Below are 23,108 nucleotides of genomic sequence, written 5' to 3' on the forward strand. Positions count from 1 at the left end.
ATGAAGAGAATATGACCTAAATTTAAATCAACCATTTCCTACCAGTCCATCTCCTTCGATTGTTATCCCTAATTTACCTTATTTGCATTTTCTGTTGATTTCGACCTAAATTGATTATGATTAGTTTTTAAAACAAATTTATAAGAAGGTATGTTTACATTACAAGATGAAATTACAGAAGAAGACCTTTCATACATTCTTAAGAATCCAAGGAAATTTTCAACGTATGAGTGGAAGCTTTACAATGTACATAATGAGAAAACAGCCTTTGACACTTTAATGGAACAATTTGAATTATCTAGAAAGGACGGATTTAGCAAAATATTTAGGACAGCAAATAATTTACCCTTACTTATTCTTATGGCTGTTAAAACTAGTTACACAGCATTACATTGCTATTTGGTAGCAAGTAAGCATATGGAAGAAAATAGGCAAGCCTTAAAAGTAACTTTCGAAATGCGCCAGATTTTAGAAGAGCAATCCTATAATTATAAAGGCTGTACCCTTGTGGTATATTCTCAATCTAGAGAGACCGATAAACAAATGTCTTGGTTGCGTTTTCTAGGACTAAAGTATAAGCCTGAAGGTAATGTGGGTAATTCTAAATATTTTGAATATGAATCGAGGGTAAAAGCCTGAAGATTTAGATTAGGCTATTGTGATTAACTAATAGTATCTGTAAACTTAAAATAAATCAATTAATAAAAAATTTTAACTTAAAACACACTAATTATGGGAGGAGGAAAACCAGCCGACACAGTCATTACGTTAACTGTGGATACAGACAACATTAAACCAAACGAACAAAGTATTAAGGACAACGTTGTTTTTACGGACAATCAAAGTGACCCTGCAGAAAATCCAGGTCATCCAGACAAATATGTATCTACTGTAAATAAAGGTCATAAATGCACATGGCAAGGAGCTGCAAAGAATAAAAGAGATACTATAAATATTACCGTTGTAGCCAAAAAGCCTGTTGGAGGTGGTGCAGATATTTTAGAAGAAATTACTTTAGGAGATCCAATAAATGATCCCAATGTAATCTCAACTGTAAAAAACTCCGTTATTACCGGGACTGAATCTTATAATGTCAGTTTCATAATTAATAAAAATGACAGCCAGGTTTATACAGTAGATCCAAAACTTCGAATGAATCCAAAGTAGTCATTATGTTTTTTAATAGAAAAGCCTGTTGTTATTTAATAGGCTTATTTTTTTTTATAACCTTATATAGTTTTGGTCAAAATCAAGAGATTACAGATAGGTTGACTAAAATTTATGAAAATAACGATCTAGTTGGTATCGAAAAATTAGAGTTACTAAGAGATTTATCTTTTAATGCTGTATATGATTTTGAATTATCCTTGAAATATGCTGAAGAATTAATCTCACTTTCAATTATTGAAGATAACAATAGGTATTTATTCCATGGCTATCTTCAAAAAGGAAACACAAATCGGTTTGCTGGAAATTTGAATAACGCCTTAAATGCTTTTTTTAAAAGTGTGGAAGTTGCCATGAAGTTTGAATATATTGCTGGTCAAGGCGCTGCAAATATTGCCATTGCAGATGTTTATTCAGAAATGGGAAATTCAACAAATGCAGCAACCTACTACGATAAGGGTATTCAGTTTTTACGTAAAACTAATGATACTGAATCCTTAGCAACTGCATTATTGAATGCTGGAGATGAAGCCTTTAATACTGATAATTATAATTTAGCATTAGAATATTTTGAAGAATCAGGAATTCTTTTTAAGAATGATAATTATTTGATTGGGACAGCCTATAATTTAGGTAATATTGGAATGGTCTATGCAGAACAAGGAAAAGATGAATTGGCCGAGTCAAACATTAATGAAGCGATTGCAATTCTTGAGGAATTGGAAGACTATTACCCAATTTCTGTGTATCTCACTTATATGTCAGATATTTATTCAAGGAAGAAGGATTTTAATACGGCATTGGCCTACTTGCATAGAAGTTTGAATTTAGCTCAACAATATGGCCTTAAAGATCAAATAAGCGATGCTAATTTAAAGCTTACAGAATTTCATGAAAGAAAAGGTGATAGTGCGACTGCATATAAATTTTTTAAAGAGCATATAGAATATCGTGATCTTGTTATCAACCTTAAATCAGTACAGGAAACGGCAGATTTGCGCACTAATTTTGAAGTATCTCAAGAACAAGCAAAAACTGAGATATCGGAACAAAAACGAAAAACTGAACGTCTCGCTTTATGGTCAACACTTGGTGTTCTTTTCCTAATCGGTGTATTAGCTTATGGTTTATTTAAGAAGAACAAATTTGTTAGGAAAACCAATAAAATCATAGCTTTTGAAAAAGACCGTTCCGATAAATTATTACTCAATATTCTACCAGAAGAAACCGCACAAGAACTTAAAGACAAGGGCAGAGTAGAGGCAAAGCAGTATCCTTCAGCTACGGTTTTGTTTTCAGATTTTAAAGGGTTTACAAGCTATGCAGAGAACCTTTCTCCAGAACAATTGGTGCAAACCATAGATTATTATTTTTCTAAATTCGATTTAATTATGGAGACATACGGACTCGAAAAAATTAAAACCATTGGTGATGCCTATATGGCTGTTGGTGGTTTAAGTTATGATAACGTTGACCAAGCCAAAGAAATGGTATTGGCGGCTAAAGAAATGAATGAATTTGTAGCCCAAGCAAAGAATGATGATACGACCACAGCCACTTTCGACATCCGAATTGGCATCAATACAGGACCCGTTGTTGCTGGAGTGGTGGGCACCAAAAAGTTTGCTTATGACATTTGGGGAGATACCGTCAATATTGCGTCACGTATGGAAAGTAATTCTGAACCAGGACGTATCAATATTTCAGAACATACCTACGAGATTATAAAGCATGATTTCGATTGTGAATACAGAGGTGAGATTGCGGTTAAAAATAGAGGTGTTTTAAAAATGTATTTTCTAAGCGTCTAAATAATAGAGAAAAGCCTTTTTCTAAATAAAAAAAACCTATAATTATAAAATCATAGGTTTTCTTTCAATACTTAATATAGTTTATTTGCTCTTATGACTTAGCAATCATAATCGATTTTACATTCACAAATTCCTTCATGCCAAATCCACCATGTTCTCTTCCAAATCCTGAGTCTTTAACGCCTCCAAAGGGCATATTTGGCTCTGCTAATCCAAATTTATTGATAAACACCATTCCTGTGTCAAAGTGATTTTCGGCTAGTTTTGTAGCGTGCTCTATATCTTTTGAAAATATACCGCCACCAAGTCCAAATCGACTGTCATTGGCAATGCGCATGGCATCATCTTCATCTTTCGCTTTGATCAATGCAGCCACAGGTCCAAAAAGCTCATCATCGTAAGCTGGTTGGCCAGAACTAACGGACTCAAGTACAGTTGCCGGATAAAAGTAGCCGTCTCCATCTGGTATTTCTCCACCACATAGTACTTTGGCACCGTTTGCGATACTTTTTTCAACTTGATCGTGAAGCTTTTCACGTAAATCTTTACGTGCCATAGGTCCCATATCTGAAGATTCTTCTGTTGGATCTCCAACCTTTAAATCTTTCATTGCTTTTACAAAAGCATCTCTAAAGTCATCATAAATAGCATCAACAACGATAAAACGTTTGGCGGCGATACAGGTTTCTCCATTGTTATAGATTCGTCCTTGTACACATGTTTTAACGGCGAGGTCTAAATCAGCATCGTCGAGTACTATATAGGCATCATTACTTCCTAATTCAAGAACCGATTTCTTTAAAGCTTTTCCTGCTTTTTCTCCTATGGTTTCTCCTGCCTTAGGGCTACCAGTTAAAGTAATTCCTCTAACTAATTTATTCTTAATGACATCATTGGATTGGTCGTGATCAATAACGAGTACACTAAACAAACCTTCTGGTAAACCTGCAGATTTATAGATAGATTCCAATAATTTTGCCGTTCCCGTCACATTAGCTGCGTGTTTTAAAAGGACACTGTTTCCAGCCATAAGATTAGAAATACTATAGCGAATCACTTGATAAGCTGGATAATTCCATGGCTGAATGCCATAAATAACACCAATAGGCGAGTAGGTGATAATCCCTTTTCCACCATCTTGCAATTCCCGTTCTTCATTTTTTAAAACCTCTGATGCCTTCTTTGCGGAATATTCACAAATGCCTGCACATAAATCAACTTCCTGATGACTCTGCTTTAATAGTTTGCCCATTTCATCTGTCATGATTTTTGCCAATTCAGATTTATGATTCTGAAGTTCTTCTCCTATGGCCTTAATGATCTTACCACGCTCTTCATAAGACTTTGTTTTCCAGTCCAAAAAAGCCTCGTGTGATTTTTTGATAGTGTTTTCAACGTCCTCAGAAGTCATGTATTCGTAAGATTTCAATTCTTTTCCGTTGGAAGGATTTATAGTTTTAATTGTTTCTTTTTCAATTGTCGTTTCCATAATTTTTTTTAAGTTTTTAGTTGTTTGTATTTTTTATTTCTGCTCACTCGGTACAATGTAAACATCATTGATATTCACACGTTCTGGTTGTGATAACGCATAGTGAATAGCGTTGGCGATGTCTTCGGCCTCCAAGGTGGTCATGCTCATCATGTCCTGCATATTTTCCTTGATATCTTCGTCTGTAATTGTATCTGTTAATTCTGTGGCCACAGCACCAGGTTCAATAGACGTGACATTAATTCCATATTTTGGTGCTAATTCCTGTCGCAAGCCTTCCGAGAACATTTTAACTGCAGATTTTGTAGCACAATACACAGCGCCTCCAGGGAAATAGCGATGTGCTGCCATGGATGAAATATTAATGATATCACCACCTTTATTATCGATCATTTTTGGTAAAACTGCCGCTACACCGTTTAAGACGCCTTTGATATTGACATCGACCATTTTTTCCCATTCATCAGTTTTTAGTTTCTTGATGTATGACAATGGCATCAGACCTGCATTATTTATTAATCCGTCAACCTTACCATAAGTTTCAACGGATTTGGCTACTACATTTTCGAAATCTTCTTTTTTGGTCACATCGCCCGAAGCTACTAATGCTTTTCCACCATTACTTTCTATAGCCTCTTTAATGCTATTTAATTTGTCTTCACGTCTGGCCATCAAGACGACGTTAGCGCCATCATTAGCTAATTTTTTAGCGGTTGCTTCGCCAATTCCACTTGATGCTCCAGTAATTATAATTGTTCTATTGTCTAAATTCATAGTTTTTTGTTTTAATTAATATGGTTTTAAAGATGCTGTGATTTAGACAATATGTTTGACGCTAACGTATTAATTATTAACGGATTTACTAATCCTATTGAATCAATTAAAATAGAAGGCTTTAATTAATTGATAAGCATTAAAATAATTCGTAAACGGGCTAAGTGCTAGACCTCGTATTCATTAGATTGTGCTATCTAAAAAAATTTAATTAAAAAGAAGATATGTTAAAACCAAGACAGAAAACACCAGAATTAACTATTAATCTAGTCAACGATACCGAATGGACCTTAAGCAAACAAGATCCAAAAGCATTTACGATGTTAATCGTTTATAGAGGGATTCATTGCCCAGTATGTAAAAAATACTTAGAGGAACTGCAGACCAAACTATCTAAATTCAACGATTTAGGCGTTAATGTTATTGCCATAAGTAGTGATACTGAAGAAATCGCCAAGAAAACCTATGACGAATGGGACATTGGAGACGTACCCATTGGTTTTGAGTTTTCGATTGAGGACGCTAGAGAATGGGGTTTATTTGTTTCTAAAGGGATTAAAGACGAACCTGAAACGTTTATAGAACCAGGCTTATTTTTAATTCGTCCGGATCAAGAGTTGTATGCCGCATCCATTCAAAGCATGCCATTTGCACGGCCTGGATTCGATGATATTCTAAACGCTATAAAATTCGTAAAGAAAGAAGATTATCCAGCGAGAGGAGAGGCTTAAATTGTAAAATTCAAATTTTAGACAGTGTATAACAACAAAATAATAACTATGGAAAGTATATTTAAAAATGATACCGATATTTTTGAACCTTTTAAATTGGGTGATATCGAATTAAAAAATAAAATAGTAATGGCGCCAATGACGCGCTCGCGAGCCATTGATAATGTACCTAATGACCTTATGGCTAAATATTATGGTCAGCGTGCTTCGGCAGGTTTAATTGTCTCTGAGGGTACATCACCATCCGTCAATGGTATTGGCTATCCTAGAATTCCGGGCGCCTACAGTCCTGAGCAAATAGACGGTTGGAAGGAAATCGCCAAAACCATACACGAGAAGGGTGGAAAATTCTTTGTACAATTAATGCATTGCGGACGCATCTGTGCAGCAGAGAATGTGCCGAGTGGAGGAGAAGTGCTAGCGCCAAGTGCGGTATTAGCCGATGGACTCATGTTTACCGATGAAAAAGGCGAAGTGCCACACGTTACACCGAGAGCAATGGCCATTTCAGATATTGAACATGCCCAACAGGAATATGTGGACAGCGCTATGATGTTGATAGAACGTGCAGGAGTGGATGGTGTGGAACTGCATTCTGCTAACGGTTATCTTATGGATCAATTTTTAAATCCTAAATCTAATTTAAGGTCCGATATTTATGGTGGCGATTTTAAAAACAGAGCACGTTTTGTGATTGAAACGGCTAAGAAAGTGGCCAGTGCTATTGGTGGCAACAAGTTAGGTATTAGGTTTTCACCTTATGGTGCAATGAATGATGTTGAGCACAATTATGATGATCTTGTAGAACTCTATTCGTATTTGGCGAGTGAATTGCGAACCATAGGTTTGGCTTATATTCATATTGTAGATCATACAGGAACTATGGGTGCGCCAGATTTTAAAACGGATATCAAGAAAACCATAAAACTTAATTTTGAAGGCCCAGTTATTAGTGGTGGTGATGTGGATTCTAAGGAAGATGCAGAACAGGTATTGAAAAATAGTTGTGATTTAGCCTATATTGGTAGACCTTATATTAGTAATCCTGATTTGGTGGAAAAATTAAAAGACGGTAAAGCTTTGACTGACCCTAATCCAGACTTGTTTTATACACCAGGACCAGAAGGTTATACCGATTACTAGAAAAACCGAAAACTGTTTGTAACCCTATATGATAACGCGTGACCTTTAAAATTCAGCATTTACCAAAACTATTAGTAGCCTCTGCTAAATCGTGGTTTAATGGACAACCTTTTCAGCGGAGTGCCATTGTGGCGTATTATGCCATTTTATCGTTACCAGCACTCATTATCATTATCTTAAAGGTGGTAGGTAGTTTTTGGGGAGAAGAGCTTGTGCAGGGCGAGATTTTAGCCGAAATTTCTAAGGCTATAGGATCTGATGCTGCAGATGCCATCAGAACCATGATTGAAAATCAAAGTGATGAAAAGACCTCTGTGTTTGCTATGATCGTTGGTATTGGTACCTTATTATATGGTTCTACAGGTGTGTTTTTTCAATTACAATCGGCATTGGATGATATTTGGGAAATGGAACCTTCTTATAAAAATGACCTTGTAGCGACATTGATGAGTCGGGTAAAGAGTTTTGGATTTATATTGATTCTTGGTTTTTTATTGCTGACCAGTTTTGTGTTGACCTCATTGCTCAGTACGTTTAGTAAACAATTGAATCGTTTTTTACCAGATGATCTGTTCGATTATATATTTGTAGTGGATTTTTTGGTTTCTGTAGCGTTTATTTATTTGTTATTTGCGACCATGTTTAAATTTTTACCTTCCGCTAAAATATCATGGAAATCGGTTCGGATTGGAGCCGCATTAACGACGATTATGTTTTTAATTGGTAAATATCTGTTGGCTTGGTATTTTAATACTATGGAACCTGGCTCGACTTATGGTGCGGCGGGTTCTATTATATTGATTATGCTTTGGGTGTCTTATTCTAGTTTGATTTTGTTGTTTGGGGCGCATTTTACTAAGAAATATGCTGATGAGTATGTGGAGAATGACTTGATTTCTTAACGCAGTTGTGTTTTTATATTATGTTCATTTTGTCTTGATACAAAACGAACCAATCCCGATAGCTATCGGGACAAAACGATTTGTTAGGAATTACTCATAGATTCTTATTTTATAATATGGAATTTGTGAATACTTCGCATTTCGCTAATGAACCTTTCGTACCTGTTTTTACACGTTCATTTTGTCTTGATACAAAACGAACCAAAAGATCATAACGATTTGGTAGGAAATCGCCAAGGCGCCATTCGCTAATACATTAATGAATTATAACTTTATTTCATTGTTTGTTCCAATCCTAGATTTAGTAAATCAATACTATTCATTGCTCATTATTTCTGAAAATCGTTGGTTCCGACGGTGTCGGAATTTGGGTGTTGAAGTTTGACTTATTTCTTTGCTTTAGAAATTCTCTGGTGAATCGTAGTGCTTAAAAAATCAGTAGTGAGTGCAGTTGCCAATGTATCAATATTGTGCGTGGCAGTTGTGTTTTTTTAATGTGTTCATTTTGCCTTGATGCAAAACGAACCAAAAAATCATAACGATTTGTTAGGAAATCGCCAAGGCGCCATTCGCTAATACATTAATGATTTATAACTTTATTTCATTGTTTGTTCCAATCCTTGACTTTTTTACATAAGTAACTCTGTGGCTCATTATTTCTGAAAATCGTTGGTTCCGACGGTGTCGGAATTTGGATGTTGACGTTTGACTTATTTCTGTCCTTTCGAAATGCTAGTGAATCTTAATTCCTTAAATAAATGATTTGTGAATGCTACGCATTTGCAAAACACAATCTATAGCTGTTTATTACATGTTCATTTTGTCTTGATACAAAACGAACCAAAAAATCATAACGATTTGTTAGGAATTACTCATGGATTCTTATTTTATAATATGGAATTCGTGAATGCTGCGCATTTGCCAAGGCGCCATTCGCTAATACATTAATGAATTATAACTTTATTTTATTGTTTGTTCCAATCCTAGATTTAGTAAATCAATACTAAACATTGCTCATTATTTCTGAAAATCGTTGGTTCCGACGGTGTCGGAATTTGGGTATTGACGTTTGACTTATTTCTTTGCTTTCGAAATGCTGGCGATATTTTTGGCTGAAATAAATTATTAGACTAGTTGTGAGTTTGTATAATTTATATATTCATTGTTCGAATATGTGTGTGTGTGTATGCTGTTTTATTTTAGTTTGTCTGAGCATCGTTGTTATTAAGTAGTTTGAAATGGAAGGTGGGATTCTTTAAAATACTATTTTACATAATATAAATTATAGGACAACTTACAACAGTTAGCGGAATAGCGCTTTTTAGCGATATTTGACATAATCATAGTTCTATGACAGCCATAGCTGTTATATAACGTTTTTGATTATGTACAAGCTAATTGTGGGTTCGAAAATTAAAAGTAAACTTAATTTAGATTTGACTTACTCATAGTTCTATTGACATGCAACTTAACTATGATTTGTTTTCAAATAAAAACATCCTCAGGATCTTCTTATTTGAAAAGTGTATAGGATTTGAATGTTGTGGTTTGTTGGTTGGTAATGGTTTTGGTTGTGTTTTGGTCTTGACCTGAGGGTTACCCGATGTTATACTGCATTTGATACGGGTTTTACCCGAGTTAGACCCGAAGTAACTACGGGTGAACCTTATGTTTGGTATGGCTGTGCATTGCTTTGGAGCGCCTATTATAACTGGGTTTAGCTGTGTTTTTGGTGCTTTTATTCTATTTTACATAATATTTAGGTGGTTGGTGGAATTTGGTGTTTTGCCTTTATAATATGGCTATGCATTCCATGGCCTGTGGTGTTTTGAACGTTTGGTAGGTTTGGTTTTGCTGTTTTTGATATGCGATGCCTAACCATACCGTTATGGCCACTTCTGTTGATATGCCGTTTGGTGTTGGTGAATGCCATTGTAGCTGGAGATAATTGTGCGTTGTGTTTAGTGGTAATGGTTCACTTTGTACGGCGGCTCCTAAGGTGTTTTGTTCTGGATGGGCTGTTTTATAGGCGTTTAAATGTGGTTGCCATTGCCTTTTGGAAATACAGCTTATAGCTGCTATGAGTTGATAATGTGTGGCGTTTTTGGGCATTTTATGCTGTTGTTTTGCTGTGCTTTGTGGACATTTTACCGTAATTAAGGAGCGTTGTGTATTGGCTGTGACGTTTATTTTTGAGTTATAGAGTTGATTAAACGCTACATTGCTATTGAGTTGAAAGCCTATGAGTTCTGATGGTGCATTTAATAGATTGGCTTCTCTTTGTCCTAACTGGCCACTCCCCTTTTGGATAATTTTACGACAGCGACCTGTTAAACGGCTCGCCATATGGTTGTATTTAAACTGTTGGGCTTTGTCTCCTAAACCTTGGCGAATGGCTTTTGATAGTTGTGATGCGGCTGCAAACTCTTGGTTGTTACCCTTTACATTTATAAAGGCCGGATCGTTGTTAATGCGTTCCCTTGATGGCCCAACGGCCTTACGAACAATGTATTGGCCATTGAGCTGGTAAAAGCATTTTCCATTTAAAGTGCCTACAAGTTTTAGGATTCCTTGTTGTCTGGACATCTGGTTTTGAGATGGTTATGGCTTGTAATTTAGTAAAAAAAGTTGGTAGTTAAATCATTGATAGTTAAATTTATAGTTCTAAGGGCATTGTTATGGCGCAATTATTCAATCTAAGTGTAGAAACCTACCGACTGATTCTACTCCTAGTTTGTATTATCATTTTCTTTGTGGTAGTAAGTTATATACCGAAAACTAAACGGCTCACTAGACGCCAATGGTATTATAGAAACGTTTATTTAAAATCTGATGCTTGGCGGCGTAAACGTTATGTGGTTCTTAGACGTGACCAATGGCGTTGTGTACATTGTGGTTCGCGTGCTACCCAAGTACACCATAAGCGCTATGCGAAAAGAAAACTTGGTAAGGAACCTATAAAATGGCTAGAATCTGTTTGTAAAGGTTGTCATGATAATTTACATAAGTAATTTAATCATTAAACTAAGTTATATATTAATTCTCCTAAAACCTTTTTACAATTTTAGCGCTACGATCAATAGTATCTAAATCTAATGATTGTATAAACAATTCATTATCTCCAATTATAAAATCTACTCCTTCCCTTCCACTCTGCTTTGGGATTAATTTTAATCTATGATTTGCTAGTTCTGATTTAACAAAACCAGGTATTATGTTTTGTTTATTCATTTAGAACAGATTTTTTCGAGTAAAGATTAATCTGCCTTAAAGTCAAACACTCCAGAGATATAGTCCTCGTCAATTCCTATTGAATATTTATCATTAAATTCTCTTGCTGGTACATATGACAAGCCAATTTCTTCGTTCATAATATAATTTTTATAGGTACTAAGAGATGAGAGTTTTGGCCCTTGTGAAGAAATGATAATATTAGAATTTTTATATTCTTCTATTTTATCATTTAATATATTAGTTGAGCCATCAACATCGTAACTATTGAACTCCACTTTTTCTATTTCTAAAAGACTATTAATGTTTAATCCATTATTTCTTTCCTCATTATCAAACTGATTCCCTGTTTGACTAAAAACTATAACTTTTGATGGTTCGTAATATTCTATAAGAGAATTTAAACGACTATTATCAAAACCAGTAATTATAAATAATACAAGATTTTTACTCAAGTCAAAAAGTCCTGAATGTTTAAATAATAAGCGAGGATTTTTATGATTTTTTGTTAACCAATCGTCACAATATTTTGCAGGTTTAAAATAAATATAGTTTATTCTGCTGTGTACTTTTTTAAGAAAAAATAGCAATGTCCATATGGTTTCGCGAGGAATAGTAGTAATATTAATTAATATATTATCCGATGTCTCGCAATACTTACTAAAAAATAAATCTAAAGTTTTCCAATTATTTATCGAAGTTGAATAGTTTAATTCTACTTGGTCTACCTTTATATTTGACTTTTTAACCTTTTTCAGAAAATTAGATTTATTTTCTAGATTCATAGAATTATAATCTTGAAAAGAAATTAATAAAATCCTTTCTATATTATATTCTTTTAGAATTATGTCTGTTCCAAACGAAAATCTATCTTCCCAACCCAAAACAGTTATTAAAGTTTTATTCTTCATTTAAAAAAGTAATTCAAGTTGATTATCACTAACGTCCTCATCTGCAAAAAATGGTATTTCTTTATTGTTTAAAGCAGCATCTAAAAATGCCTTGGCTGTAATTGGAAAATGTGAGTATTGACCATGTGAGTCTAATCCATATAAAGGAAACATAATTCTATTGGGCACGTACAAAGGTAGTTTTATTCCAGTCGCTTTATGCCCAACCATTCTTTTATATAATAAAGTACTTCTTAACGAAGCATTTATTATTTCGTCTATTTGTTTTTGTTCTTCATCAGTAGAGACTTGAGAAATAATAAAGTTCAAGGCTCTGGGCTCAGATATATCTTCATTTTTGAGTCTTTTTTTAAGATAAATAATTAATTGATTAAAAAAGTTATTTATTTTTTTTCCTAACTCTTCCGAGCAATTATCTATTTCAGAATCTATATCCTTAATTTTTTCCCAGAAAGTTTCGCTTCTATTTAAAATTATATCTCTTTGAATATTTGGAGGTATTTGTGTTATCGAGCGTGATGTAGAATTAGCAGATTCTTTTTCATACATAAAGTAAACAGGTGTCAATAAATTTCTAATTACGCCTGTAGAAATATCTACAAGGGTTTCAAATCCAGAATATATTGGGACATTAGCTTTTGAGTTTCTTTCTCTAAAATAAATAGCTCTTCCATATTTGGAAACATAATCGCTAATTTGAGTACCTTTCGGATTAGGATATTTCTCATTCGCTTTTTCGCGAGCTTTTTCTCTTCCTTCTTGTAAACCTAATTTGAAACTTTCACTCTCTGGCAAAAATTCATCAACACTAACATCGATATTTGCAATACTTAATCTTTTAGATATAACATCTTTAGCAAATTTATTAAATTCAGAATCCTTGTTATATAACCTTTTGGTAAGGTCAATTTTGACAAAGTCATGACCTTCCAATATAAGTCCACCTGTGGATGTAATAAATGAAGGTTTAATATCAGCAGTTGCTACTTTGAAACTAAACAATTTATTATCTCTATATGAAATCCAAGAATTAATAATTTCTTGATGTATACTTCCTAAATCTTGTACATCATCAAAAAATAAGGAGAAATGAGAGTCTTTTAATTTTGAGATATTTTTAAGTTGTTCTAAAAAAGGAATAACTGTATTATTAAATGAAAATGCAAAGTCTATAAAACTTTCAAAGTTCTCATTATTTAGTTTTTTTTGACTTGCGTTAGCCTCTTTATTAAGAAAAAGCTTAATACTATTAAATAAAGGCATATCTGCAGGAAAATCAGATTCTAAAATATAGGAAAGGTTTTTTAAAATAACATCTTCAATATCTTTAGTCAAGTCAAGATTAACTGAACTTTCTATGAATGTCTCGCAAATACAAGAAATTATATTTATACACAAAAAATGCTCTACTACTACATTTTTCTTATTGTTATTTTCATACAATAAATATTCTCTTTTACTAAAAAGAGGGTGCTTACTAGGTATATGAATTCCTATAACATTAAATTTATTTTTAACTTCTGGATTGGCATATTGAACAGGAAAAGAATAATATCTTAGAGTGGAAGTTTTACCACTACCTCTAACTCCAATCAATAAAATATTCCGAGTTGATTCAAGGAATCTTGTATAAATATTCTCTTTAATATAGAATTTTATAAATTGATCAACACCTACATTATTTGGTCTATCAAATACAAAAGGATTTTCCATAATTATTGTGCCTTTACAGAGTTTATACTTTTAATCAACGTTGAAATTTCATAGGATTTATCCATATTGACAAAATGCTTTTCAGCTTCTTCTTTTGTTTCTGCATTACCTTCTCCTGGAATTGGATATCGATCTTCAAAAGTGATACCATTAAGTTCTACTTGTATGGGTATTTCATCGATATAAAAATTATACTGTACTGAAACATATTTAAATTGTTTTAATACGTCAGAATAATACTTAGTATATCTTCTTTCTATATCTAATTTAACGGCTCTATGATAAGAAAAAAGCATTAGTTCTCTAAATTCTGCCTGTGCAGTTTCGTTAAAATCACTCGGTATGTTTATATCATAAGTAATGGAAATACGCTCTAAATTCCTATCAATTTCGATATCTGTAACTTGAGCATAGCGATGATAAACTTTACTCTCTTCTTCTATTAAGTCCTTTTCTAATAAAAAAGAACAGGTTCTTTGTTTCCCTTCTGCAAGTTCGTCTGAAAACCTAAGAATCGCAGCCAATTCTTTTAATTTTATTTTCTCCCCTTTGATACTTGAGTCTTCAACGTCTTTAGAGTATCTCTTGAACCACTCTTAGATTTACCACAATGAGAACTAGCTCCAAGTGTAAGTACTCTTTTTTCATCTCTGTAATTCTCAGGATTACTTCTATATTTATTATAAACTTCGGCAATTTTTTCAACTGCGTTATGCCCTTTTCTTCCAAAAATATTTCCCACATCATGAAATAAAATCATCAATGCTAAACAATATATATCTCTTGGAGAAAACTTAGAAAATTCTTCTGCTCCTATTACCTTGTATGCTCTTTCAAGAACATCTTGTATATGTTGTTCACTATGATCTGATAAATTGGGTTCTTGAGCTTTGATTTCTCTTAAGAAACTATCTCCTTCCATAGCATTTCTAACACTAGTATATTCACTATATAAATGTTCTCCTTTTGTTTCACCTAATGAAGCAATAAAGTGTTGTTTCATAGCCTTTTCAAATGTGGTTTCTACCCAACTCATAAAATAGAATATGTTTTAATTTTTTTAAAAATGGCTTCAGCTAATATTGGAGGCACAGCATTACCAACTTGCTGTTGTTTTTGGTCTAAAGAACCTATAAATTCATAATGATCTGGAAAAGATTGTAACCTTGCGGCTTCTCTTACTGATAAACCTCTATGTTCTAGTGGATGTATCATCATACTTTTCCTATAATTGGCTATAATAACCGCTGGCTCATTTTCGTTCAATCTTCTATAAATACTACTATGGCATCTTGTATGGTCTTTATAATTACTCATTAAATTAACAGGAATATCATTCCAATTATTACCTTGTTTAATATGCTTATATCTTTCAATTACTATTTCAGAATTTTTAGAAACATAATTTTGAGTTACAACTCTTTTACCTCCTCGCATTTTTTTTGCATACTCTGATATTGCTTGTGATTTATACTTTAATTTTTGTTCTAAAGATCCATTTTTTAATTTTGGTAAATCAGAAAGTGCTTCTTTTACCGTAATATGTTCGTTTTCATGTTTTCCGATAGGAAAATCAAATGCTATTCCTTTTTTAGAAGCAACAATAAAAATTCTTTCTCTTTTTTGAGGGACACCGAAATCGGCTGCATTAAGAATTTTAAAACTTGGAGTATAGTTTAATTTATGTAAGTCGTCACATATTGCCTTTAAAAAAAAGCCATTATCCATTTTCTTTAAACCAGGTACATTTTCGATAACAATCCAATCTGGATTTACCATTTCTATACTTCTCATAAATTCTTTAAAAAGCCAATTTTTTGGATTCTTAGAAGATCTAGTTTTTCTATTTGAATAAGAGTAACCTTGACAAGGTGGACCCCCAAATAAAATTACTTCTTGATTATCTCTTTCAAATTTTATTTCTTTTATATTCTCTATATCGTCAATTACTACAGCCGTTTTTTTATGATTAGCAAGATAAGTTTGTGCAGCATAAGGATTATTCTCTATTGCCATCAAAACATTAATACCTGCATTTACGGCTCCGGTTGCCATTCCTCCTGCTCCAGCAAAAATTTCAATTCCTATCATGAATGTAATAATAATTTTACAGGTAAATATAGCCATTTATATATGTTAATTAAAACATAAAAAACCTAGTCCAAACAAACTAATTTCTGAAGTTTAATTCTTCTAAATTTTAACAAACAACATTCCACTACGTTATTAAACGAACATATTCTAATTATTTCTTTCTCTATAATCTAAAAAAAGACAAATCCCAGCAATAAGACCTAAAACCAAATACAATAATGGGCTAGGTTCTTCGATTATAAATTTAAAAAGAGCTCTTTCAATTCCTTCACCAAAATCTTCCTTACTAAGTTTAGCAGAAATATTAAAAGCAGGCATTAATGCCACTGAACTTAAAAGAGTCATTGTTGTCCAAAATGCTTTATAGTACCTACGTTTTGGATTGAAAAACATAACTATGACCGAAACAGATAAACCTATGATAATTTCGTCTATCCAATCTGGTTGATTATTAATTATTACTTTTAATAAAATTGCCAAACTTCCACAAATAATAGCTACTATCCACCATCTTAATCCCACTCTTTCTGCGCTTTTAGAATCATTAGTTTTAATAGGGTTTGTAAAAGCCGTAATCTTTTTCAACAATTTATTAAATTTAGATTCGTTACCGCAATCAAAAATCACATCATCGCCTTTTAGCTTAATTGATTTCAGAGAATCCCAATTTGAACAATTTTTTTTGAGATTGTATATTGCTAATAATGAATCGTGCTTTGACCATATAGTATAATGTTTTTGATCTACTAAAAAAGGATGAATCCAATTCCCGCTTTTTTCAGAGTTAATAAGTTCATGAAAAGCTTCGAAAAATTGATTTGTATTTATCTTTCCGCATTTTAGTAAAGCAACTAAAACCCATGGTAAAGAATAATGATAGTAAGAAATACGCTTTCCTTCAAAATCTAATAGTTCCAATAATCCACCATTTTGAATATCTATCCAATTTTCATGTTCTTCATATTGAGCTAAGAGCCAACTACTTGCATTTTGTATAATTTCTGATTCCTTTTCAACACCACATAAAATCAAAGTTATGATAGCATGAGCTGTATGGGTAATTGTTGATTCATGACTTGCTGTGTCTCCCCATCCACCATCAGAGTTTTTAGAGAAACGTAACCAATTAAAAGCTCTATTGAATTCTTCGGTATTTTGCTTGCCATAGCGTTTTAGTACTTTTAAAGCTAAACAAGTCGCGTAAGTTCTTGGAATATCGTTTTTTATACTTCCCCATCCTAAGTCTTTATCTGAATCAGGATGATTGTTTAGAAGCCAATCTAAACCATTAAGTATTATTTCATTATCCCTATCTAATTCTTTTACTAATGAGTATAATGTCCAACAAGTACATTCAGTAGTTGGTGCTACAGAATAATTGGTTCTATAAGTCCAACCACCATCAACTTTTTTATCGTTTGCACCTTTTAATTGAGCGTCTTTTAAAGTTTCAATTACTTTATTTTTATTATCAAACTGTTTATCGAAGTATTGAAATATTAAGAGGGCTTGAGCATTTGCTATATTACCTATTTTTCCAGAACCTAAGTATTGATGCCAGCCATAGACATTATTGATTTCACGATATTCTCCAATTAAGTGTTTAACACTTCTATCTATAATTTCTTCAATATTTCCTTTTTGAATTATATTATTTGAACTCATTTAAAATTTTATTAAAAAACGGTAATAACTTTATTTTCGCTGATTCTATTTTATCCCAACCTTGATATTCTACCCAATTCCATGAATCTTTATTGTCAATCTTTTGTGATACTAAATATCTGATATACTGCCTTCTAACTTCTTTTATTACAAAATATATTTTTTTTATACCATCGTCCTCAATAAATAAATAAGGTTCATTATACTCTTTAGCCTTAATTCTAAAATCCTCCCAAGTGTCACAAATAATAGGTAATAAAGTCCCTTTTATTGATTCGCTTATATTTATATTTACAGGTACACAATGCATATGAGCATGATAACAATGTTTATTTGCATCTGTAAAGGTTAAACATGAACCAGTACGTCCATGTTCATAAAAAATACATCCACCATACGTTTCAATTAAGATATTTTTTACTACCAAAGTAACAAACTCAAATTCTTCGCTAAGGCTTTCAGAAAGTAAACTACAAGACTCAATGTGTTCTTTAGAGTTGATTAGTAAATATCCTTCAACAATTGGACCCAAAGAAAGCATCACATAGAAATTTTTCGTTTCAAACAAAATTCTACTTTTATCAGGGGGATTACAAAATCTACAATGTTCTTCAATATCTTTTTTTAAATCTTCTACTTTCATTTCAAATTAAATATACTGTTAAAACTTCTTAAAATTTAAAAACTTATCGAGTTAGGTATTTCATTAAAAATCGGTTTGCATTATCAAATAAAAATTTATTTACAATACTAATAGCTTTAAGTTGGTTATAATCTGGTAATTTTTTTGCTGTTTTAGTTCTTAAGAAGGCATTAGCCTGTTTTATGAGATATTCTTGTAATAAAGGCATTTCGGAATATGTCCAATACCCATCTAAAGGGTCTACAATACCATCAAAATCCGAACCAACAACTTGAAATCCCCATGGATCAATACGCTCAAATCCCATTTGTTCGTTTTTTGCTTTGTAGATTAGTAATGCCAAAACTTCTATTTGTCTCCAAACAAAAAATGCTTTTTTATATAAACCTTTTATATCTACATCATTTCTAATCCCTCTTCGTTTAGATCCATACTTCATTTTACGAAGTCGTCTGGCGTCTAACTGTACTCCGAAAATTCCACCAGAGCCTGCAATTTTTACAATTTCTTCTTTATAAAAGTTGATTTCGTTATCTGGTTGACTAGGCCAAGGTAAATAGTTAGTCGCACCATGACTTACTATAATGGGAATATCTTCATTAGCATATCTTGGTGTTTCTAAATAGTCATAAAATTCTTTTCTAGATTTAAGATTCATATGCTTTAAATCAATATAAATGCGTTTTTCATTTATATTTTTCAGTAATAAATCAATAACTTTTCTTCCTAGAGGTAGTAAACCTAAATCAGCATTTTCTTCTTGATTGTATGCTAAACTTGCAATGCCTGTTAGACTTTTAGCATGACCGCATAGTCCATTTGGAAAATGGTGAGCTAGTGATACAAAAAAAGGTGTTGGAATTGAACCTGTGTGCTTCAATTTACTAATATTATCGAATATTTTAGCCTGATTTTCTATTGTAGAAATGCCTTTATATAAAGAACTTCTTAGTGCGTGACCTCCTTCAATAGTAAGTACTATATATATTGTGTTTTCTGTTTGTAAATCAATATCTTCATAAGAATCTACTATCTTATATGTTGAGGATTTACCATTAATCGATTTGTGCTCATTTTCCAATTGCTTAAGAAAATGAATATTCTTTTGAAGGTCTTCAAAATAGTTATCGAGATTGTAGAGGTAATTTATGCGTTTTTGTCCGATACCTTGTACTAGATTTTTTATAAATTTACCGGTTTTTCTTTGCTTCGTTTTATTTTTGGAAAGAATTAGTTCTCGTTCCATTGGGTCTACAGATACCATTAAAATTTTTGCACCACCTTCTATTGCAGATGTAAAATCAGCTTGAGTAAATTTTGTTAAAGTTATAAGCGCATTTAGTACTTTTTTAAATAATTTAATATGCGTTTTATACCATATACTCCGTTTAAAATTAATATCTAATGTGTTAATGCCTTGAGTTGATTTTCTACTAAAACTTTTAGAAAAAGGCTTTAGAGTTGAATGACAATGAAGGTCGATGAACTTATTTTCCATATGAGTATTATATTTTAAGGTAAGCTTCAGCGTTTTTAAAGAAAAACTTATCAATCAATTCTTGAAGAGCTATATCTTTTAGAATTTCAAGATATTGATCGTGATAGTTATATTGTATACCATGATTAAATAATATATGGAAATCACTACCATACATGATTTTATTTTTAAATAAATAATTTGGTGTCTGTAATTCAAGTAAATACTTCAATCTTTTTTTAAAATTTTTCTTTTGCTCAGTATTATGAACGTGATCCAAAAAGGCGACTTCGCAATACACATTTTTATATGAAATACATAAATTGTAAACTTTCTCTGCATAGGTTAAAATATCATTTCCATTTGCATCTATCTCTCTTGGAAATAGTTGATTTTCTTCGAAGGGATCAAACCAACCTTCCACGCCTCCTGCATGTCCTAAACATAAAATTAAATCTGGATATGTTTTCAATAATTGCTCCCAATAATATGGATCGCTATTCAAACCTGAAACCTTTGGAACTGCTTCAAAACCAGTTGGAGTACAATGAGTAAATACAGGAACATTATTTGTTTCACAATACTTAAAAAACTTATCTATTCGTTTTTCTATGGTATTATTGGGATTTAAAGTCGCTCTATAACCCAATGGCGGATAAAATTTCACGCCTTTGAACCCATCAAATTTTAGTGCTTCTACAACTAATTTCAATCCATCTTTTCGCTTAGGATTGAATGGCACAAAACCAATTAATTTTCCTTCGGAATGCTTAATTAGTTTTTGCATTTTTTCTATTTTATAATCAATTGAAAATCCAGCTGTTGCTGAGTGTTTTCTCTTTCCGTGGAAAAATTTATCAGCGTCCATCATATGAAAAATAAACAACCCAATATTGTCGTAGTTTTGAATTAAGTTATTGTAGATATATTTTTCAGAGCGCATCATAAACCTGAACCATTTCAAATGATAAAATCCACTCATGAATTTGTCAATAAGGTAAGCCAGTTTTGATACTAGCCATCTATCATTACCAACTGTAAAATTTAGGTTAGCATCCTGCAAATCTATATACCACTTGTTTTGGAATAAACTTGATGATTCGAAATCATCAAAATTCAGGCTTTCAAGAGCTACACGAATTTTAACGTTAGACCCTATGTCTGGATGTAACACTGCACGTTCAATTAAATCTCGACATACATCTTTATCACTCAAATCGAGCAACGATTGAGAAAAATTAGGAATTGTATCATCGAGCAGGAACTTATAATCATAATTTGATTTATCCTCAAAATAACTTGAATTGGTTAGTTTAAGCAGTATGATTTCCAGAATTTTTGCTGCTTTTTTTGGCACACCATGAGCTTGTAATACTCCTCTAATTGGTAGATAATTAAGATTAAATACATGTGTATGTATGTCTATTATTTTTTGCATAATAATTAATTTTCTATTATTACATTCATTCCATTTGCAAGTGGCGCATTGAAAGAGCCCTTCTTAGGATTATAATCTTTATGTTCTCCATTTCTACGATAATGAAACTTAAATTCGTTGCTTTGCTCTTCTGTTTTATCCCAGTTTAAATCAATAAAGTATTGATTTAAGGTATTGTATTTATTGTATCTTCTAAATATAAATGTATGAAGTCTAACTTCACCATTTATAAATTCAATAGCTCCAAAATTTTGTTCAGCAGTAGATTTTCTAACCATAGGATATAGTGTCGCTTTTGTAGATGTTTGATCGTACTGAAAATATAGATGAGCGTCCCCAATTCTTTGTTGCTCTGTAATTTCAAACAACTTTTTTTTTGTATTAGATGTAATAAACTCATGCGAGAGTCCGCTAGCAATTATTTCATATCCAAAAACAATTGGTTTTTCAGGATTTCCATTTTTATCATTTTTTTTGGTATCTAACCATATCTCTATTAAAGCCGATTTGTGTATATCACCACTAACAAAGATCGGTTTGATATCTCTTTCTAAACGATGCTTTGTTAATATTTTAAATAGTTCATCTCTTTCTGCTTTATTAAAACCCGAAGACCAGCTATCTGCTATATCGTCTCGTACTTCAGAATCAATAGCCGCAAACGCACTCTCAAGTCTATGATTTGGTCTTAAGAATAAAGGAATTGAACTCACCAAAATAATGGTTTCACCATCTTCAAGTGCGTTTAACCATGTTTTAAAATGCGTCAATTGTTCGTCTCCCAATACCTGCGGAATTAATCGATCACGAGCACTTCTTAAGTCTAGCATATAGCCGTTTTTTCCGTGCACACTAAACGCGTAGTTCATTGTTTTATTCTCGTTTAAGGTTACAGAGGCATTTTGTGGTGGAAATTTAGAAATTAAAAGTTGATGATTTATAAAAGCTTCTTTGCCTAAATTATAAAACGGAGCAAATTCTGGATTCAATTTACCCTTTGAATATTCGTCACCTTGAGAACCCCAACCATCTCTAATTTCATGATCATCTATTGCAAATAGCGCAGGTAATCTTCTATGAGCCTTTTCTAACTCATTGAATGAATACGATGCATTATATAATTTGTTTAAAAAAATTGTATAGTCTTTGACATCAAGTAAAGGTTTTGGTTTTGCGTAAAACTCCCAAGCGCTTAAAGGGTTTTTATGTTTACCTTTTATTTTTGCAGCATAAGCAACATCCACATATACTTGATCTCCCGTACCAATAATAAGTTTTGGAGCACTAGTTAATAATGGTTTAATTAGAGTATTTGTTGAATCAAGATAATATTTATCACGGCGCTCATATTTGTCATACTTTAAGGATTCATGTTGTGCAACTTGACTGAATAATTTTCGCAAACGAAAGCTAGAATTTTTTAATCCAGTATATATGCTTACTTCAGGCTTATTTCTTCGCTTTTGTGTGACTTCAAATGGTTCGAAACAACCATAAAGTAAAATGGAAAAATTATTTGAGTCTTTTTCAAAATCTGAATTTGGATAAAGAACAATATTTCCTTCACAATCTCCAGTTTTATTACAAAATACGACTTTTATTTCGCTCATTTCTACGTCAAGAACGGCTGTATAAAATGGTGGTTTCAGGATATCTGTTTTATATACTTTATCAGATATCGGGTCGATTAGTTTTACAATTGGATGCGTAACGTTGCCTTTAACCCATACTCTATTCATAGAATTCATTGGATATGCCAACCGAGCATGAAATTCCGTATAGATATATCCTTTGCTTTCATCTATGGTTGGAAATTTACCTTGTGCATAGTTAGTCCAACTTATTAAAAGAGTAAAAATGAAAAAGATGAGAAATTGTTTTGTATCATTCATAAGCTAGCCTTAAAATTATCTAATATT

General features: G+C 32.4%; 21 protein-coding genes. 7 read left to right on the forward strand and 14 right to left on the reverse strand.

Features of this window, described 5'->3' with window-relative positions:
* The first annotated feature begins 150 nt into the window (after window positions 1-150).
* From HM990_RS08295 to HM990_RS08305, 3 genes are all read left to right on the forward strand, one after another.
* Window positions 151-639: a hypothetical protein gene (locus HM990_RS08295; RefSeq protein ID WP_178988484.1), complete on the forward strand. Its 489-nt coding sequence runs from the start codon at window positions 151-153 to the stop codon at window positions 637-639.
* A 93-nt stretch (window positions 640-732) separates the two neighbouring features.
* Complete coding sequence (locus tag HM990_RS08300; RefSeq protein WP_178988485.1) at window positions 733-1,167, forward strand: hypothetical protein; 435 nt, start codon at window positions 733-735, stop codon at window positions 1,165-1,167.
* Between the two features lie 5 nt (window positions 1,168-1,172).
* A complete protein-coding gene (locus HM990_RS08305) occupies window positions 1,173-2,978 on the forward strand; it encodes an adenylate/guanylate cyclase domain-containing protein (protein WP_178988486.1) in 1,806 nt (601 codons plus the stop codon).
* Window positions 2,979-3,069: 91 nt separating this feature from the next.
* Here the strand turns inward: HM990_RS08305 and HM990_RS08310 are convergent, their stop codons facing one another.
* Window positions 3,070-4,467, reverse strand: a complete 1,398-nt coding sequence (locus HM990_RS08310) for an NAD-dependent succinate-semialdehyde dehydrogenase (RefSeq protein WP_178988487.1) — start codon at window positions 4,465-4,467, stop codon at window positions 3,070-3,072.
* 33 nt (window positions 4,468-4,500) lie between these two features.
* Window positions 4,501-5,241: an SDR family oxidoreductase gene (locus tag HM990_RS08315; protein WP_178988488.1), complete on the reverse strand. Its 741-nt coding sequence runs from the start codon at window positions 5,239-5,241 to the stop codon at window positions 4,501-4,503.
* Window positions 5,242-5,465: 224 nt separating this feature from the next.
* On the opposite strand from HM990_RS08315, the gene HM990_RS08320 reads away from it, so the two are divergent.
* From HM990_RS08320 to HM990_RS08330, 3 genes are read left to right on the forward strand one after another with little or no spacing between them, the layout of a single operon-like run.
* On the forward strand, window positions 5,466-5,972 hold the full coding sequence (locus tag HM990_RS08320) for a redoxin domain-containing protein (RefSeq protein ID WP_178988489.1): 507 nt from the start codon (window positions 5,466-5,468) through the stop codon (window positions 5,970-5,972).
* A 48-nt stretch (window positions 5,973-6,020) separates the two neighbouring features.
* On the forward strand, window positions 6,021-7,115 hold the full coding sequence (locus HM990_RS08325) for an alkene reductase (protein WP_178988490.1): 1,095 nt from the start codon (window positions 6,021-6,023) through the stop codon (window positions 7,113-7,115).
* 38 nt (window positions 7,116-7,153) lie between these two features.
* Window positions 7,154-8,017 (forward strand): YihY/virulence factor BrkB family protein, encoded by an 864-nt coding sequence (locus HM990_RS08330; protein WP_178988491.1) that lies wholly within the window; start codon window positions 7,154-7,156, stop codon window positions 8,015-8,017.
* 1,791 nt (window positions 8,018-9,808) lie between these two features.
* On the opposite strand, the gene HM990_RS08335 is transcribed toward HM990_RS08330, so the two are convergent.
* A complete protein-coding gene (locus HM990_RS08335; RefSeq protein ID WP_178988492.1) occupies window positions 9,809-10,603 on the reverse strand; it encodes a hypothetical protein in 795 nt (264 codons plus the stop codon).
* 92 nt (window positions 10,604-10,695) lie between these two features.
* Between HM990_RS08335 and HM990_RS08340 the strand changes: the two genes are divergently transcribed.
* Window positions 10,696-11,028 (forward strand): HNH endonuclease, encoded by a 333-nt coding sequence (locus HM990_RS08340; protein WP_178988493.1) that lies wholly within the window; start codon window positions 10,696-10,698, stop codon window positions 11,026-11,028.
* 34 nt (window positions 11,029-11,062) lie between these two features.
* Here the strand turns inward: HM990_RS08340 and HM990_RS08345 are convergent, their stop codons facing one another.
* The 11 genes from HM990_RS08345 to HM990_RS08395 all read right to left on the reverse strand — a co-directional run bounded on the left by HM990_RS08345 (window position 11,063) and on the right by HM990_RS08395 (window position 23,081).
* Window positions 11,063-11,248 (reverse strand): hypothetical protein, encoded by a 186-nt coding sequence (locus HM990_RS08345; RefSeq protein WP_178988494.1) that lies wholly within the window; start codon window positions 11,246-11,248, stop codon window positions 11,063-11,065.
* A 26-nt stretch (window positions 11,249-11,274) separates the two neighbouring features.
* The gene (locus HM990_RS08350; RefSeq protein ID WP_178988495.1) at window positions 11,275-12,159 is read right to left on the reverse strand and encodes a hypothetical protein; all 885 of its coding nucleotides are present in this window, start codon (window positions 12,157-12,159) and stop codon (window positions 11,275-11,277) included.
* Window positions 12,160-13,872, reverse strand: coding sequence for an ORC-CDC6 family AAA ATPase (locus HM990_RS08355; protein ID WP_178988496.1), 1,713 nt, complete (start codon window positions 13,870-13,872; stop codon window positions 12,160-12,162). It abuts the gene before it with no gap.
* Window positions 13,873-13,874: 2 nt separating this feature from the next.
* Window positions 13,875-14,396 carry a hypothetical protein gene (locus HM990_RS08360; RefSeq protein WP_178988497.1) on the reverse strand — a complete coding sequence of 174 codons (522 nt, stop codon included), beginning with the start codon at window positions 14,394-14,396 and terminating at the stop codon, window positions 13,875-13,877.
* An 11-nt stretch (window positions 14,397-14,407) separates the two neighbouring features.
* Window positions 14,408-14,908, reverse strand: a complete 501-nt coding sequence (locus tag HM990_RS08365) for an HD domain-containing protein (RefSeq protein WP_178988498.1) — start codon at window positions 14,906-14,908, stop codon at window positions 14,408-14,410.
* A complete protein-coding gene (locus tag HM990_RS08370; RefSeq protein WP_178988499.1) occupies window positions 14,905-15,963 on the reverse strand; it encodes a DNA cytosine methyltransferase in 1,059 nt (352 codons plus the stop codon). Before HM990_RS08370 ends, HM990_RS08365 begins: the two co-directional genes overlap by 4 nt.
* A 150-nt stretch (window positions 15,964-16,113) precedes the next feature.
* Window positions 16,114-17,631, reverse strand: a complete 1,518-nt coding sequence (locus HM990_RS08375) for a prenyltransferase/squalene oxidase repeat-containing protein (RefSeq protein WP_178988500.1) — start codon at window positions 17,629-17,631, stop codon at window positions 16,114-16,116.
* Window positions 17,618-18,274 (reverse strand): HIT domain-containing protein, encoded by a 657-nt coding sequence (locus HM990_RS08380; RefSeq protein WP_178988501.1) that lies wholly within the window; start codon window positions 18,272-18,274, stop codon window positions 17,618-17,620. Before HM990_RS08380 ends, HM990_RS08375 begins: the two co-directional genes overlap by 14 nt.
* 43 nt (window positions 18,275-18,317) lie before the next feature.
* Window positions 18,318-19,772 carry a membrane dipeptidase gene (locus HM990_RS08385; RefSeq protein WP_178988502.1) on the reverse strand — a complete coding sequence of 485 codons (1,455 nt, stop codon included), beginning with the start codon at window positions 19,770-19,772 and terminating at the stop codon, window positions 18,318-18,320.
* Window positions 19,773-19,779: 7 nt separating this feature from the next.
* Window positions 19,780-21,189 carry an amidohydrolase family protein gene (locus HM990_RS08390; protein ID WP_178988503.1) on the reverse strand — a complete coding sequence of 470 codons (1,410 nt, stop codon included), beginning with the start codon at window positions 21,187-21,189 and terminating at the stop codon, window positions 19,780-19,782.
* 5 nt (window positions 21,190-21,194) lie between these two features.
* Window positions 21,195-23,081, reverse strand: a complete 1,887-nt coding sequence (locus HM990_RS08395; protein ID WP_178988504.1) for an alkaline phosphatase D family protein — start codon at window positions 23,079-23,081, stop codon at window positions 21,195-21,197.
* Window positions 23,082-23,108: the final 27 nt, after the last annotated feature.

The organism is Winogradskyella schleiferi, assembly GCF_013394655.1.
Classification (GTDB): domain Bacteria; phylum Bacteroidota; class Bacteroidia; order Flavobacteriales; family Flavobacteriaceae; genus Winogradskyella; species Winogradskyella schleiferi.